Genomic DNA, 15,694 nt, shown 5'->3' with positions numbered 1-15,694 from the left:
CCTCCGTGTCATGAAACTGGGCGAAAAAGACGATTCAGGCCGGAGGCGTCCCATCGCGACAGACCATATTGAAATGATGAAAATCGATACATTGATTTATGCCATCGGAGATGATCCGGATGAGATCCAGATGAAAGAGATCGGATTGGAAACCACCCCATGGGGCCTGGTCATTACAGGAGACAATGGTGAAACCAATATCGATAATGTGTATCTCAGCGGAGACAGCCGGACCGGGGCATCAACAATTGTAAGATGCATAGCCGAAGGGCGAAGAACTGCGGATGCCATCACCCGAAAGGAAGATCAATCGTGGTCCAGGAATGAAATCCTGCCTTTTGTTGACCCGCAGAAAAGGGAGGAGGAGATCCAGGACAAGAAAGGGTACATCTTCAAGAAACCCGATGCCAGAACCTACAGCGACATTATCCAGTTCGGAGACACCGAGCTGACCCGCTGCCTTGAATGCAATTATGTCTGTAACAAATGTGTGGATGTCTGCCCCAACAGGTCCAACATCGCCTTTCCGGTGGGAGATCTGGGTCTCTTCAACGACCCCTATCAGATCATTCACATTGATGCCTACTGCAATGAATGCGGGGACTGCGGTCATTTCTGCCCCTGGGAGGGGCATCCCTATATGGATAAACCCACCATATTCAGTGAAATGGAAGATTTTGAGAACAGTCATAATCCAGGAGAGACGGTCAGGATCAGGTTTAAAGGGACTGTGAGACAGATTCCTCTGAATGATGGATGTATTGTTGATGATTCCAGGGGAGACCGGGACAAAGAGAGGTTTTACAAACTCCTTGAGACCCTGCTCAGCCGGCGTCCCCACTTGTTCGGAACCGTAGAACCGATGATCTAGGATCAAGGAAAAAGGGATAATCTCAAAAAATGAGATTATCCCAGAGTTCATTGTATAAATTCAAACCTTAATCCGCAGGAGTATTAAATTTCTATGGGAGATTGAAAGGGAATGGCAAAAACCTTGATCCCCTCCCGGTCAAACCGCTCTTTGACCTTATTAATTGCCTTTACAAACTCCAGAGCCTTGTCATCCTCGCAGAATACAATAAAGATGAAGTTCTCTTCGGGCCAGACAGCATCTCCCCACCGGGGATCAGATTTCCCTCTGCCATGGACAGAATTTATCTTTGAATAATAAAACCCTTTATCAATATGTTCCATGGCCTCGATGATGTCTTCCTCTACTGTATTGTTTGCTATAATTTCCAATCGAATCATGAAAACCTCCTTTTATTCATTACTGCGAATAGGAGAGGCGTTACAAACAAGGTCATGATTGAACTGGCCAGCAGCCCTCCTATAATTGTCTGAGCAATCGGCTGCACCTGTTCCGTTCCAGCCCCCCCCAGAAAGGCAAGGGGAAACATTCCCAGGATAGTTGTAAAGGTTGTCATAAGAATCGGTCGCAGCCTGTTCCCGGCTGCTTCAACACAGGCCTCCTTGAGGTCCCACCCCCTCTTGAGAAGCATATTTGTATAATCCACTAAAACAATGCCTGTATTGACAACCAATCCCACCAGAACAACGAGTCCGACAGCTGACATAATGCTGAAAGTGTTACCAGTCACCCTATAGAGCAAAACAACACCAATCAGCATCAAAGGGATGGTCATAAGGATAATGAAGGGATCTTTTAAAGATTCAAATTGAGCTGCCATGACTCCAAATACCAACAGGATGGCGATGATTACGATCATGATCATATTCTGAATCTGATCTGAAATATCACTGAATCCTCCTCCCATACTATAAGAGACTCCATCGGGCAGAACCAGCTTATTATCCAGCAGCTCTTCCAGTGCGGATTGTGCCTCAGTGAGAGTATAGCCATCTGCCAGTCCTGCAGTGACATGAACTAGTCTCTCCTGCTCCTCCCGGTTAATGCTGACAGGACTGATGGACTTATCAAGACTGGCAACATTGGAGACAGCAATTCGGGTTCCGCTGCTGTTCACGACAAAGATTTTATTCAAATCAGGAACTGAACTCTTATCCTTATCTCTTAAGGCCACAATGACTGAAAGCTCTTCCCCCCCCATACGGTACTGAGTGGACGTCAGTCCATTGATACTGGCGCCAATTTCAAAGGCGACATTATACATGTTCAATCCCAGGTTATAGGCCCTGTCCCGGTCAATATGGACCTCTATCTGGGGCAGTCCATTATCCAGGTCTGTAGAGGGGTCTGTGATCAAAGGCAGATTGTCTTCAATAAGGGCCTTGATTTCATTGGAAGTGTTCATCGCTGCATCCATATCATCCGAACGGATGACAACATCTACAGGAGTATCACTGGAAACCCCCATCCCAAAGGATTCAAATTCGACAACGGTGGAGGGAAAATCATTGAAGTGTTCCCGTAGAAAAGCTTTCATATCTATTGCACTCACGATTTGTTCCTGATAAGTGGGCAGAGATATTCTGATATTGGCCGCATTGGATTCACTGGTACTGCTGAATCCCCCTCCGCTTCCGATAGTAACGGTCATATTTACATAAGAACCGCTGTATTTATCATCAAAGATCTTGGCCATCTGCAGGGCGGTCTGTTCTGTTTCATCCAGGGAGGTTCCTGATGGAAGCTTCAGAGAGAGTCTGATAGAGTCCTCACTCATGGGGGGAGCCATAATAATACCCATCTTTGAAAACTGCAGAACCGAGAGAACAAAAACTAAAGCGACAAGGATCAGAACCTTTCCTTTATGATTCATCAGGAGGGTCAGAATTTTTTTGTAGCCCTGATCAAGATTCTCGAATCCCCGGGCAAAAAACTGGTCCGTTTTCTGTAGATATTTATTTTGAAGAGGTTTCTGTATCCTTGTGTAGATTTTCAAATAGTTGGCAGACAGAGAGGGAACCAGAGTCAGAGCGACCAGAAGAGAGACAACAAGAGCGATGACAATGGTATAGGACATGGCTCCAAAGATCTGTCCCATCATCCCCAGCTGGTCTCTAAAAAGCAGAATGGGGATAAAAACGCAAACTGTTGTCAATGTGGAGGCCGTGATGGACATGATCATCTCCCGGCTGCCCAGGATTGCCGAGGATTTCAGCTTTGTGCCACGTTCCCGGAACCTGTAGATATTCTCAATGATAACGATGGAACAGTCGACGACCATCCCCAATCCGAGGATGATCCCCGTCAGGGTCAAAAGGTTGATGGACAATCCCATAAAGTACATAAAGAGGATGGTGATAAAAATGGAAATGGGAATGGATAGGGCAATAATAATTGTACTGGACCATGTCCGCAGAAAGAAGAAGAGAACCAGCATCGCCAGGATGATTCCCTGAAAGAGAGATTTGTAGGTCTGATTCATAATGGAGCGGATTGTTGAGGAGTCGTCGGTTAAAACGTTTACATCCACACCATCGGGCAGGGCCTTATTAATCTCTTCCAGTGTTCCTGTCACTTCATCAGAAACAGAGATGCTGTTGGCATCTGACTCTTTCTGAATGGAGATTGTGACGCCATATCTACCATTGATATAGACCCTGGACTCTTCATCCTCATTTGTGATGGATACATCAGCCACATCTTTCAGCCGGACCTCTTTTACAGGGGAATCATAACTGTCTGTGAATGTCGCGACGACTACGTTTTCTATCTCTTCGACCGATTCAAATTCTGCACTTGTACGTATCAGATAGTCCGTACTCCCGACCTGAATATTCCCTGCACCTAATTGATAATTCTGCTTATCCAGGGAGTTTGCAACTTGCGTGAGAGTCAGATTATATGCTTCCAGTCTATTCTGAGACACATCGACCTTAACAATCTCATCCTGCCCCCCCCGGACTGTAATATTGGCAACTCCCTTGACCCGTTCCAGCAAGGGCTGAACCGTGTCTTCTCCGATAGCTTTGAGTTCGTTCTGAGAGAGATCCCCCAGAATAGCCAGGGTCATGACAGGCATATTATCAGAGTTCATCTTGAAAATAGTCGGACTCTCTGCATCATCAGGCAGTGAATCCGCAAGGGTTTCCAGTTTATCCCTGATATCGTTTGTCGCGTCATCAAGATCTTTTGAGTAGCTGAACTCCATACTGATTCGGCTGGAACCTTCTGAAGAGGTGGATGTAATGGATTCCAGATCACTCACATTAGAGAGCTGTTTCTCCAGCACATCGGTAATATTGGCTTCCACATCTTCAGGACTGGCTCCCGGATACATGGTGTTAATCATAATGACTGGCATTTCCATATCGGGAAAAAGAGCGACCGGAATATTCGGGACTAAAAAGGCTGCCAACCCTATAAAAATGGCAAATATGATAACAACTGTTATAGGCCGTTTAACAACGGTTTCGGTAATACTCATAAGTTAAGAACTCCTTATTCCGCAACTTTAACGGAAGAACCATTCTGCAGCATGCTCTGTCCCCGGGTAACAACCTGTTCACCATCAGTCAGTCCGCTGACGATTTCAGTGACGCTGTCAACAGTAAGGCCCGTCTCAAAAAAACGCTGTTCCACTGTATTGTCACCCTTGATCACATACACAAAGGTTCCTGCAGCCGAACTGGTGATGCTGTCGTTGGAAATGGTCAGAACACCAGAGCGGATCTTTGTAAACAGACGGACGGATCCGAACATTCCCGATTTGATACGTTTGTCTATCTTATCCAGGGAGATCCGGATTTCCAGGGTTCTGGATGACCGGTCCAGCAAGGGGCTGATCTCTGATACGGTTCCCATAAAGATCTCCTGACCATAAGGTTCAAACTGGATTTCAGCTTTCTGGCCCAGGGCGATTTCAGCCATTTTTTTTTCAGGGATATAACTGACCAGGAGCAGATCTGTCAGATCCCCTACGGTTGCCACTGGTACGGAAGTGGACGAAATTGTCGCACCCACCTTATAAGGCAGATCTGTTATGGTTCCCGAGATTGTGGATCGTACGGGACTGGCAATATAGATCTGACCAGGAAGGGAGGGATCAACTTCGGCAATGATCTGTCCTTTGCGAATATAACTTCCTAAAGAGATCTCCAATTTTGTGAGTTTACCTGCAGCATCAGGATAGATATCAACACTGTTTTCAGCGATCACATCACCATTGATCTTCAAATAGTTTTTTAAAGTACTCATAGAGACATTTTCAGAGCGCACCGTATAAACGAGGGATTCATTTTGTGCCCCCTTATCCGGTCCTTTCATCCCTGCTGGACCACCTTTACCGGTAGCAGCCACGGGAGTACCTCCCAGGATGCTATAGGCCAGGACCCCCAGAACAATAGTGATTAAAATGATCAGGATAAATCCGGTCAGTTTATTTTCAGACATTTTTTTGTTTTTTCCCATTTCACTCATAATATTTCCTTTTAAAAGTATTTTTCTCGTGGCTCCCTGGACTATTGCAAGGGGATGTTCAGGGCGTTTTCAAGCTTTAGTAGACCGCTTATATAACTGTAGCGGCTTAATACCAGGTTTAAGTTGGCTGATAAGAGTTTGTTCTGTGCATCTTCCACATCCAGAAGCTCTTTAGTTCCAGAATGAAAGGCAGCTTCCACCATTTCATAATTCTCCTGAGCCAGAAGAACACTGACCTGGATTATCTCAATATTTTCTTTAGAGCCTTCCAATTCCATGATGAGAGACCTGATTTCCTGAGCCCCATCCTCCAGAGTTTCCTTAAGCTTAATTTCAAGCTTCTCCAGGGACAGCTTCGTTTCAGAAATACTCAGCTGTTCTGATGATCCCTTGATATAGCTATTAATGGGGAAACTCAATTGAAGAGAAAACAGAGCACTGTCATTCCAGGCTGAATCGGAAGAAAGGTCTGTTTGTGTATTGGTCCACTTGGCCCCCAGGCTGAGAGTAGGAGAGAGGTATCCTGATTTAATGGATTTCAACTGGGACTCCTGAATCTCAATGTTTTTCAGTCCCGACTGTACATCCAGACGTCCACTCAGGCATTCTTCAACAAGGGCATCTGCATCCAGATCCAGAGGAGTCCGTTCCAAAGATCCCTGCAATTCAATTCCCTGATTTAAATCCAGCCCCAGGAGTCTGTTAAAGGACATAAGCTGAGTGTTATAGGACGTTTTTGCATCGGTAAAATCGGGCCGCAGAGATTCATAGGAGTTCCGGGCTTCCAGGACATCCAGTTTGGATGCCAGCCCGTTTTTGAAATTGGTAGTACTCTGGTCATACCTTTTTTTGGCCAAGTCCAGATTTTTCTGCTGGAGAGCCAGATTTTCGCTGTATGCCAGGAGGTAGTAGAACTCCTGACGGACATTCAGACTGAGTGTGTTCAAATCGGACTCATAGGACAGGTTCTGATATTCCAGATTTAACAGAGCTCTGGAACGGGCTAAAAAACTTGAAAGATTCAAAGATTGAGACAGATCTAAACCGGCAGTAACTCCCCAGGAGCCTTCAGGGCTGGAATTATTCAACAGCTGTTCAGTACGGCTTAACCCTGCGCTTGCCTTGATCTCCGGGATCAGATAGTTCCAGCTGTACTGTTCCTGTTCTTGAGAGAGAGTCAAGTCAATTCTTGAGTTTTGAAGCGACAGATTTTGCTTAAGAGCCAAATTGACAGAATCGTCCTCTGTGAGGAAGAGTGTTTGGGCCACCGCTGGAAACCCGATACAAATAAAAGTGAGTAATAATATTATTTTTTGAGTATTTCTCATGCACTAACATCCTGAATAAGTATTTTCAGACTATTAACGCAATATTCATGCCAACTATCCTAAGGACTTAAAACAACCTTTAGACACGGGTGAACCAAAATAGAGGGGAGAGGAGAGTGTGCAGTTTATTCACAGTTTCCCCATTATGCACAGTACATCAGGAGAGAATATTATATGTCATTCAGTCCATATTCGGAGATTTTATTGATAATGGTACGCCGGGAGATACCCAGTTCCCTGGCGGCCTGACTCCGATTCCCTTCCCATCTTTGAAGAGCCGCAAGAATGGTTGTTCTTTCCAGGTCTTTCAATGTGCGTCCGGCCAGGCCAGAATGTCTCGGATCCTTAGTCTGGGGAGAATTGTTTGTATGAGGTAATTCCAGATCTTCTGACTCCAAGACACTCCCCTCGGCAAAAATCATGGCTCGTTCCAGTATATTTTCCAACTCTCGGATATTCCCGGGAAAGGAGTAGGCAGTCAGTTCTGACCAGGCATCACGGGAAAGAGATTCAATACGGAGGTCCATCTTTGTGTTCAGTTTATCAATAAGAAACCCGACAAGCCGGGGCAGATCCTCTTTGCGGTCTCTCAGGGTAGGGATTTCCAGCCGGGCCACATTCAATCGATAATAGAGATCTTCCCGGAACAGTCCTTTTTCGACCATATCTTCCAGAGAGCGGTTCGTCGCGGTTATGATCCTTGCATTAATGGCCTGGGTTTCCAGCCCCCCCAAACGCCGGAACTGCTTTTCCTGAAGCACTCTCAATACTTTGACCTGGAGGGCGAGATTCATCTCTCCAATCTCATCCAGGAAGAGAGTTCCCCCTGAAGCAAGTTCAAAAAGTCCTTTCTTCTGTTTGTCCGCTCCTGTGAAAGCCCCTTTTTCATAACCAAAGAGTTCACTTTCCAGCAGGTTTTCTGGCATTCCTCCGATATTAATGGCCAGAAACAGGCTCTCCGACTGGTCGGACATGGAATGTATCATTCTGGCTGAGACCTCTTTTCCGACACCGCTTTCTCCTGTAATCAATACGGTAGACCGGGTTTTCGCTATCCTGTTCAGGCGATGATAATGCTTCTCCATAAGAGGCCCTTTCCCAAGAAAGAATTCCTGATCAGTTCCATCATATCTTTCTTCAAATTCCCGGGAAGTGCTGTGAAAGTTGTCCTGTAGAGCCAGCTTTTCAAGGAGTACATCAGGATCAAAGGGTTTGACAACATAATCTTCCGCTCCGGTTTTCAATGCTCTCACTGCATCTTCCACTTCTCCGAAAGCCGAAATCATGATAACCGGAAAATTCAGGGAGGATTCCTTCTTCCATTCAAGTAACTCCAAGCCGGACATTCCGGGCATTTTAAGGTCAAAAATACCCGCATCATATTGACTCTGCTCCATAAATCTTTGAGCTGACAACCCATTTTCAGCACAGTCAACCCGGTAGCCCTCCTGCTCCAGGATGATCTTAAGGCTGTTCCGGATATTAGATTCATCATCTACAACAAGGATTTTCAGAGGTCCCCCCTGCAAAGAGGAAAACGGATAGAAACCTGAGTTCCTTCCCCCGGTTGTGACTGGATATTCACCTGCCCATCGGCGGCTTTGACAAAGCTCTGAACGATGGATAGTCCCACACCGGAGCCTCTAGATTTTGTTGTAAAATAGGGATCGAACATTTTATCCATATGTTCCTGGGAGATACCCATTCCTTTATCAGAAACCAAAAGGAGGGCTTCATGGCCGTGCTTTGCCAGAGTGATTGTAATATCCTTTTCCGGGCTTTTACTCTCAAGGGCATTATTAATCAGATTATCCAAAATGGAACGGTAACGATCCAGATCAATCTGAACAGGTAAGAAAGGACAGTCTTTTCGGTTTAGAATCGGGATCCTTCCGGAAAAACGATCGACATAGGCTACAGTCAGATCTGACATATCCACAATCTCAGGGTTCCCTTCCGGATGCCTCAGGAAGTCTCCGACACGCTCTGAAAGCAGGGATAATCGCTCGACTTCTTCATTGATGATTCTGAGTTCCTTGTGATGCAGTTCACATCCCGTCCGCTGTATGATAGAGCTCTGAAGACGGATACTGCTGAGGGGGTTTTTGATCTCATGAGTCAATGTTCGGGATGCGACTCCCAGCAGGACCAGCCGCTCCTGCTCCTCAATCAGTTTTCTGTATTTTATATTTCTGAGATACAGCCGCCCGATCAGCATCACAATCAGGATGTTAATCAGAGTAAATATGATTTGTAGACTTCTGAACAGGAATAAAAGACGATAAACATACTCATCCCTGACGACCATATAGACATAGCGGATCATTGTCTTTTTTGTTTCATCTGTTTCATTCAGTGCATTCTGGTATGCTTTACTGTATATCCCTGTGAAGAGGGCCCTCTCTTTGGGATTGGAAACCGGCATAAAGGGATTGAGCAGATCTCTCACAACAACGATGGTTTTCTCTTCCCTGTTAAAAAAAGGGAGAATATATTCATTTTCAACATGGTTGACCGCCTTGCCATACCGGTAAAGGGAGTCACCATAAAAATTGTATAAACCAAACCCCGGAACTTCATCAATCATCTGAGCATCCAGGGATTCTCCTACCAGATAGTTCTGATAAAATCGATACATGAGCTTCTCATACTCCATGACAGAAAACCGCTGCCGCTCTCTGACTTTCCCCTCTAAAATCAGGAGTGTCATGACTGAGAGCATGAGGAACATAATAACCATAGTCATATAGAAATACGTTTTTTCTTTCATACTATGTAAAAGTATATCCCGAATGATCCATGACAGGCAAACTCCACACTATTGTATTTCAGGGAAAAGCCGAAAGTCGGATATCAATAAAACCGATCGATCACTGTCACTCCGGTTCCTCTGAAACTGTCCATATCGGTCAGTGCCGTCAAAGATTCTGTAAGGCTGATTTTGGAACCCACCAGTTTTTCGGGGGCCAGAAGGCCCGAGGCAATCATGCCCAGCATCTCGGGATACCTGTGGGCCTGTATGCCGTGGCTTCCCAGGATTTCCAGTTCCCGGGAGATCACAATATCCATGGGCAGAGCAGGCCGGCTATGTTCGGCCAGCATAAGACCGATCTGGACATGGCGCCCCCGTTTACGGAGCCCGGAAATTGAATTGAAGCATGTCTGAGGGCTGCCCAGGGCATCCAGAGAGAGATGAACTCCACCCTGACTGGCATCCTTTACAGCCTCTACCACAGAGGAACAAACAGAGGCATTGATCAGCTGGTCGGCTCCCAGGCTCCTGGCGGCAGCCAGTTTATCTTCTCCGATATCGATGGCTACAACCTGGGCTCCCAGGGCTTTGGCAATCATGATAGCCGACAGGCCCACTCCCCCGCAGCCATAGACAGCCACCCATTCTCCCGGGCGCAATCGTCCCTGATCCACCACCGCCCTGAAGGAGGTGACAAAGCGGCAGCCCAGGCTGGCTGCGGTCACATAATCCATGGACTCAGGCAGGGACACAAGGTTGACATCCCCATAATCCAGGGCGACATATTCGGCAAAGGAGCCCCAATGGGTGAATCCCGGCTGGGTCTGATGATCACAGATCTGCTGATTCCCGGTCGCACATTCAGGGCAGCTGCCGCAGGCGCAGACAAAGGGAACAGTCACCCGGTCTCCCACCTTCCAGTGACGGACCTCTTTTCCTGTTTCGGCAATGGTTCCCGCCAATTCATGACCCGGAACATGGGGTAGACTGATATCGGGGTCATGACCCATCCAACCATGCCAGTCGCTCCGGCATAGTCCGGAAGCCTCCACCTTGATCACGACACCGTGATCTGCCGGGGATGGTTCGGGTAGGTTCTGGAGAGTCAAAGGCTGTTGAAACTGTTCATAACAGGCGGCTTTCATTGTATAGAGACTCCTTGAATTAGGTATGGGGAGGGAAAAGTTCTTCTTCCAGGATGGTCAGGCTGGCGAGCACCCGTTCCACTCGCCGGGTTGTCCACTCACCCGAGGAGGAAAAGAGGCTGGCTTTCATTTTCTCCAGTCCTTCTTCGACCTTTCTTCTTCCTGAATCGCTCAATGATAATTCGGTAACCCGTTTATCCAGAAGAGAGTTTTCTTTCAAGATCAGACCTGCTTCGCTCAGACGCTTGACTTCCCTGCTGCTGTTGGGAAGATTCATATTCATGCAGGTACTGAGGGAACTCAGATTCCGGGGACCCGAAAAATAAAGAATCCGCAAGAGATCCTGCTGCAGAGAGGTGAGTTCATTATCCTGGATTAGCTGTGCCAGGTCTGACTCCAATGTATGAATATTGGAAATAAAGGCAGCCACCCTCTGAAATACATCATCTTCGGTCATAATAGGAATAGATTAACCCTCAACCTTTTCAAATACAATATTCAAATGCAATTTTATTAAAAACTTATCTTTTAATACTTATCCATTGACAACAAATTAATGTTTTCTTATATTTATCATATGATAACTAAAAAGGAGTGTCCATGAATACCCTTATCGTCTTTACCCATCCTTCAGAAGAGAGCCTGAACAGAAGTTTTCTGAATTCTACCCTGGAAGGGCTGCGTTCAAATCCCCATATTAAAAATATTGACGTCCTGGATCTCTACAGGGAAAATTTTAATCCCGCTCTCATCTTTAACAGTGAGATAAAAAGAAGAGATATGCATAAAGACCCTGAACTGGAATTGTACAGACAGAAAATAACTCAGGCAGACACGGTCATCTTTATTTATCCCATCTGGTGGGGACGCCCCCCTGCCATGCTGATGGGATTCATTGACAGGATGATGGCTTCGGGTTTTGCCTTCAAACAGGAAAAAGGGCATATCATGCCCGAAGGTCTTCTAAAAGGTAAGAAAGTCATCTGCGTCTCAACCATGAAAGGACCGACAGGTTATACGGCTCTGTTATTGAATAATGCCCATAAGACCCTGATGAGAAAGGCCGTCTTCAATTTTGTCGGTATTAAGGACATCCACTTCTTTGAGTTCGGTTTTATGGAAAAATCTGGGGGGCGGCAAGGCAAAAATCTGGAAAAAGTCAAAAATTATATGACAAAACTGAAATCCGCCGCTGCATAAATGAGATTCTCTCCTTATGATTATTTTATCTGGACATTTTCAGGGGAAATAAAATGACATTCATAGCCTTCCTGCGGGAAATCAATGTCAGCGGACAGAAGAAGATTGTAATGACCGATCTGAAGGATCTTCAATACTGAACCAAGGACTCTGGATCTGTAAATAAATTTGTCCGAACCACTGAGAAATTAGTATATTTAGGGAAAACCCTATGGATATATTGCCCGGAAGGTTATAGAAAATCAAAGCTGACCAATGCTTTTCTGAAAAAAAACTGAACCTGAAAGCAACAACACGCAATTTACGGACGATTAAAATGATGGTTCAAATGTCTGAGGAGACTTAAAAATAATGAAGGATATAGAACTGATTGTAGATTTCCACAAAGAGGCGATACGTCTGGCTCCAGGCAGTAAGGAAGAAACATTAAAAGCACTCAAACTGACAAATCTGAATCTTTCCAATGAACTTAATATAGCCGACATCGGCTGCGGCAGCGGTGCCCAGACCCTGGATCTGGCTCGTTTGACTCATGGAAAAATCATAGCCGTCGACCTCTTTCCCGAGTTTCTGGAGAAGGTGAAGGAACATGCCGCCGGGCAGGGATTCAAGGAGAGAATCAATACTCTTCAATGCTCCATGGATGATCTGCCTTTCGAGGAAGAATCTCTGGATCTGATCTGGTCAGAAGGGGCCATTTACAACATGGGGTTCCAGAAGGGCCTGCAGGCCTGGAGAAGATTCCTGAAACCCGGCGGTTACATCGCCGTCTCGGAATTAACCTGGCTGAAAGACAACAGACCTCCCGAACTGGAAGAGTTCTGGTCGGGAACCTACTCGGAGATCCGTTCCGCTGAAGTCAAGAAAGAACAGCTGCAGCAAGGCGGGTATGAACTGGCAGGGAGTTTTACACTCTCTGAACAGAGCTGGATGGATAATTACTACTCTCCCATGCTCTCCCGAATCCCTGAGTTTCTGAAGAGACATCTGAAAGACAAGAAAGCAGAGAATCTGGTCAAAGAGGAACAGAATGAGATAGACCTCTATAAAAAATACAAAGATTATTACGGATATGTTTTTTACATCGGGCGCAAGGTCTGACATATAAAGTTTAATATTCCAATCCCGAACCTCGCATCCTGGGTGTTTCCAAATTTCCAGCAATTCCTCAGAAACCATCTGTCCTGATTACAGGGCCCACAAATCATCAATAATTCCTACTTTATCGTAGGATCTGAGAATTACGGGATGATTTCTGGGGTCTTTTCAAGAAAAAACAAGAAAAACGTTGTGTTTTCTTATTTTTTTTTGTTATTATCAACGACAAGGTCAGACAAGCTTTGATCTTACAAAGACAATTTGAAAATTCCGTGCGCCGACATTGAGGACGGGAAGCCTGAACATACCAATCCGGTATCGGGGTCGCGCAATGAGCTTAAAACATTTGGAAAAAGGTTTTGGGTATCTGTGCGGGATTTTTTGATCTGTTCCAAACATCCGCATAAATATCAGCATCTCCTTACCAGGATTTTAAGTGAACCTTTTGATCCATAAGGGGAATAATATGATCCATAACTATCTTGAAATATCTGAGCGAGCCCGGACAGGACAAGCCCTTTCCAAAGAGGATTGGGACTTCAAAATCATCGAAAAAGTACAGGCCCTGGTTGAGAAATATGATCTCACCTGGGATGAAACAGACATTACTCCTGATCAGCCGGATCTGGCCGACAGGATTTTCACAGCCGGAAAAGAACTTATCATAGACATTGGCGTCTATGCCCTGAACCAGGGGCGCATCATTCCCCTCTCCGAACAGGAAATCAATGAGGGTATTCACAAAATGGACAGACCTCTCCATATGGGTGAGGGAAAAGATTCCTGCTCCCTCCTGCCGCGGAAAATTCTGGATACAAATCCTCCCACCATCTGGGCCGGGAATCCGGGGGTTCCGACTCCTGAGAAAATTTTCAAAGCTTCCGTAAAAAGCTGGGCTCAGGAACCTCTTGTAGACCTGATCACCTGTGGTTCCCTGGTGGATGTGGATGGGGTGAGCGTGGTATCCGGAGAAGTGAGTGAACTCATTGCTTCCAGGCGTGAACTATCCTACCTCAAACAGGTCCGGGAAGAGGTCGGACGCCCGGGGCTGGGGATGCTGGCAGCGGAGAGCAGTGTCACCGAAATTGGCGACCTGGCAGCAACGCACCCTGATCTTCTACGTCCCTGTGATTCTCATCTTGTGGCGATGTTCAATGAGCTTATGATTGATCAGGGCAATATGATTCGGGCGGCAAACTCCCTGTTTTACGGCATGGCCAATGCCTCCCTGGCAACAGTCATGGTGGGAGGACTGGCCGGTGACGCACCGGGAGCCGCAGTGGTTGAGGTAGCGTCCTTTCTGGCAGCCAATATTGTCTGCCTTGCCGACTACCATCTCTGCCACCCGATCCACATCCGCTATGTAGCGACATCTGCCAGAGGCTGCATGTGGCTTCAGAGCATTGTCTGCCAGGCTTTTGCACGAAATGCCCCCGGGGTGATTGTCTGTGATGTTTATCCCAAAAGCGGCGCCGTCACAAAAGAACTCCTCTATGAAGTCGCGGCCAATACGATTGCCATCTCTTTGAGCGGAGGACATCTGGAAGGAGTGGGCTCCGCAGACGGAAGCAAACCTCATGGAACCGGTCTGGAAGTCCGCCTGATGGCCGAAGTGGCTCATGGGATTACGAAACAGAAAATGACACTGTCTGATGGGAACAAAATAATACAAGCCCTTCTGCAGAAATATGAATATGTGTTTGAACAGGAAGGGGGCAACCCCGGAAAATCCATCGAAGAAGCCTATGACCTCTTAACAGTGCAGCCACGGCCTGAATGGCAGAAAATTTACAATGAAGTAAAAAATGAGCTCATTGAAATGGGCATCATGTTATAGGAATCCTCCGGCTGAGCATTGCCGGGTTAAATATTTTTCAAGGAGAAGGAATTATGACATTTTACACTGTTTTTAACGTGGTGCTTGTTGCTCTATTGGGTCTTATTGCCCGTTTTACAGACAAGAATCAGGTAGACAAGGAAAAAGGCGGTTATACCACACAGAACCTTGTTATCGTAGCTGTACTGGCAGCCATTGCCGGTGTGATCAATACAGGTGTTGGAAATCTCTGGTATCTGGCCAACACATCCCTTGGTCCTCTGGGGGGAGCTATGATTCAGGGAATGTTCATGTGGGCCTATATTCTGGCCGTATTTATCGTACGGAAACCCGGAATTGCCCTGATGTTCGGTCTCATCGAAGCATCTACAGAAGTACTTCTTGGAAATGCTGCCGGAATCGGTACACTGGGCTGGGGAATTTCACAGGGACTCGCCATTGAAGCAATTCTGCTCTGCGTCGGATATTCCCGGTTCGGTCTTATTACCGCCATTATGGCTGGAATTGCTTCTTCACAGTTCGGAACCCTCTGGAGTTCTGTGTTCTTCGGTTGGGATCCCTCCTACTCCAAAGACGTCTGGATGGCCGTTCCCGTCAACATGATTTCCGGAGCAGTTTTCAGTGGCGTTCTGGGTTATATCCTGGCCAGTAAATTAGCAAAAACCGGACTGATCCGTTCATCCCGGAAGAAATAAAACCACAAAAGGGCTGTAATGAGAAAAGTCGGAGCAGCCCTTATTTAATAAAACCAGGAGAGAAACAATATGGCCTATTCTGTCGAATTCCAGAATGTATCCTACAGGTACAATGAAGAGGACGAACCTGTTCTGAAGGACATCAGTTTTAAGCTGCTCCAGGGCAGTTTTAATATTCTGGTCGGTCCGGGAGGAAGCGGAAAATCCACTCTCTGTGACCTGTTTAACGGCAGAACCCCCCATCTCATGGGGGGAGTACTGGAGGGCAAAGTCCTGATTGAAGGAACAGCCA

General features: G+C 46.3%; 15 protein-coding genes. 7 read left to right on the top strand and 8 right to left on the bottom strand.

Annotated features, from left to right (window positions below; genetic code table 11):
* Nucleotides 1-871, top strand: an 871-nt coding sequence (locus PF479_RS13200) for an FAD-dependent oxidoreductase (protein WP_298007376.1), incomplete at its 5' end; no start/stop codon positions are given.
* Nucleotides 872-954: 83 nt separating this feature from the next.
* Here the strand turns inward: PF479_RS13200 and PF479_RS13195 are convergent.
* The 8 genes from PF479_RS13195 to PF479_RS13160 form a co-directional block, all read right to left on the bottom strand.
* Nucleotides 955-1,251, bottom strand: a complete 297-nt coding sequence (locus tag PF479_RS13195; protein ID WP_298007374.1) for a PG0541 family transporter-associated protein — start codon at nt 1,249-1,251, stop codon at nt 955-957.
* Nucleotides 1,248-4,355, bottom strand: a complete 3,108-nt coding sequence (locus tag PF479_RS13190; protein WP_298007372.1) for an efflux RND transporter permease subunit — start codon at nt 4,353-4,355, stop codon at nt 1,248-1,250. Before PF479_RS13190 ends, PF479_RS13195 begins: the two co-directional genes overlap by 4 nt.
* A 14-nt stretch (nt 4,356-4,369) precedes the next feature.
* On the bottom strand, nt 4,370-5,347 hold the full coding sequence (locus PF479_RS13185) for an efflux RND transporter periplasmic adaptor subunit (protein ID WP_298007370.1): 978 nt from the start codon (nt 5,345-5,347) through the stop codon (nt 4,370-4,372).
* Nucleotides 5,348-5,388: 41 nt separating this feature from the next.
* The gene (locus PF479_RS13180; protein ID WP_298007369.1) at nt 5,389-6,675 is read right to left on the bottom strand and encodes a TolC family protein; all 1,287 of its coding nucleotides are present in this window, start codon (nt 6,673-6,675) and stop codon (nt 5,389-5,391) included.
* 170 nt (nt 6,676-6,845) lie between these two features.
* Entirely contained in the window at nt 6,846-8,204 is a 1,359-nt protein-coding gene (locus PF479_RS13175) for a sigma-54 dependent transcriptional regulator (RefSeq protein ID WP_298007367.1), read from the bottom strand.
* On the bottom strand, nt 8,186-9,445 hold the full coding sequence (locus PF479_RS13170) for a HAMP domain-containing sensor histidine kinase (protein WP_298007365.1): 1,260 nt from the start codon (nt 9,443-9,445) through the stop codon (nt 8,186-8,188). The genes PF479_RS13175 and PF479_RS13170 overlap by 19 nt, the downstream gene beginning before the upstream one ends.
* An 83-nt stretch (nt 9,446-9,528) precedes the next feature.
* Complete coding sequence (locus PF479_RS13165; RefSeq protein WP_298007363.1) at nt 9,529-10,572, bottom strand: zinc-dependent alcohol dehydrogenase family protein; 1,044 nt, start codon at nt 10,570-10,572, stop codon at nt 9,529-9,531.
* Nucleotides 10,573-10,591: 19 nt separating this feature from the next.
* A complete protein-coding gene (locus PF479_RS13160) occupies nt 10,592-11,029 on the bottom strand; it encodes a MarR family transcriptional regulator (RefSeq protein ID WP_298007361.1) in 438 nt (145 codons plus the stop codon).
* 143 nt (nt 11,030-11,172) lie between these two features.
* Here PF479_RS13160 and PF479_RS13155 point away from each other — a divergent pair, with 143 nt between their 5' ends.
* The 6 genes from PF479_RS13155 to PF479_RS13135 all read left to right on the top strand — a co-directional run.
* Nucleotides 11,173-11,772, top strand: coding sequence for an NAD(P)H-dependent oxidoreductase (locus PF479_RS13155; protein WP_298007359.1), 600 nt, complete (start codon nt 11,173-11,175; stop codon nt 11,770-11,772).
* A gap of 53 nt (nt 11,773-11,825) precedes the next feature.
* Nucleotides 11,826-11,912, top strand: coding sequence for a DUF1697 domain-containing protein (locus PF479_RS20840; RefSeq protein WP_367277242.1), 87 nt, complete (start codon nt 11,826-11,828; stop codon nt 11,910-11,912).
* Between the two features lie 211 nt (nt 11,913-12,123).
* Nucleotides 12,124-12,873 carry a class I SAM-dependent methyltransferase gene (locus PF479_RS13150; protein WP_298007357.1) on the top strand — a complete coding sequence of 250 codons (750 nt, stop codon included), beginning with the start codon at nt 12,124-12,126 and terminating at the stop codon, nt 12,871-12,873.
* A 463-nt stretch (nt 12,874-13,336) separates the two neighbouring features.
* The gene (locus PF479_RS13145) at nt 13,337-14,707 is read left to right on the top strand and encodes a monomethylamine:corrinoid methyltransferase (RefSeq protein ID WP_298007355.1); all 1,371 of its coding nucleotides are present in this window, start codon (nt 13,337-13,339) and stop codon (nt 14,705-14,707) included.
* A gap of 53 nt (nt 14,708-14,760) precedes the next feature.
* A complete protein-coding gene (locus PF479_RS13140; protein WP_298007353.1) occupies nt 14,761-15,402 on the top strand; it encodes an ECF transporter S component in 642 nt (213 codons plus the stop codon).
* A gap of 69 nt (nt 15,403-15,471) precedes the next feature.
* Nucleotides 15,472-15,694, top strand: a 223-nt coding sequence (locus PF479_RS13135) for an ATP-binding cassette domain-containing protein (protein ID WP_298007352.1), incomplete at its 3' end; no start/stop codon positions are given.

This window comes from Oceanispirochaeta sp., from assembly GCF_027859075.1.
Classification (GTDB): Bacteria; Spirochaetota; Spirochaetia; order DSM-2461; family DSM-2461; genus Oceanispirochaeta.
Note: the sequence above shows the minus strand (reverse complement) of the source record. Positions and strands in the feature narration are given on the sequence as shown.

Excerpts from the sequence above, each read along its gene's own strand:
- PF479_RS13180 (WP_298007369.1), bottom strand. The coding sequence starts at position 6,675 with ATGAGAAATACTCAAAAAATAATATTATTACTCACTTTTATTTGTATC.
- PF479_RS13150 (WP_298007357.1), top strand. The coding sequence starts at position 12,124 with ATGAAGGATATAGAACTGATTGTAGATTTCCACAAAGAGGCGATACGT.
- PF479_RS13145 (WP_298007355.1), top strand. The coding sequence starts at position 13,337 with ATGATCCATAACTATCTTGAAATATCTGAGCGAGCCCGGACAGGACAA.
- PF479_RS13140 (WP_298007353.1), top strand. The coding sequence starts at position 14,761 with ATGACATTTTACACTGTTTTTAACGTGGTGCTTGTTGCTCTATTGGGT.
- PF479_RS13185 (WP_298007370.1), bottom strand. The coding sequence starts at position 5,347 with ATGAGTGAAATGGGAAAAAACAAAAAAATGTCTGAAAATAAACTGACC.
- PF479_RS13190 (WP_298007372.1), bottom strand. The coding sequence starts at position 4,355 with ATGAGTATTACCGAAACCGTTGTTAAACGGCCTATAACAGTTGTTATC.
- PF479_RS13170 (WP_298007365.1), bottom strand. The coding sequence starts at position 9,445 with ATGAAAGAAAAAACGTATTTCTATATGACTATGGTTATTATGTTCCTC.
- PF479_RS13195 (WP_298007374.1), bottom strand. The coding sequence starts at position 1,251 with ATGATTCGATTGGAAATTATAGCAAACAATACAGTAGAGGAAGACATC.
- PF479_RS20840 (WP_367277242.1), top strand. The coding sequence starts at position 11,826 with ATGACATTCATAGCCTTCCTGCGGGAAATCAATGTCAGCGGACAGAAG.
- PF479_RS13165 (WP_298007363.1), bottom strand. The coding sequence starts at position 10,572 with ATGAAAGCCGCCTGTTATGAACAGTTTCAACAGCCTTTGACTCTCCAG.
- PF479_RS13155 (WP_298007359.1), top strand. The coding sequence starts at position 11,173 with ATGAATACCCTTATCGTCTTTACCCATCCTTCAGAAGAGAGCCTGAAC.
- PF479_RS13160 (WP_298007361.1), bottom strand. The coding sequence starts at position 11,029 with ATGACCGAAGATGATGTATTTCAGAGGGTGGCTGCCTTTATTTCCAAT.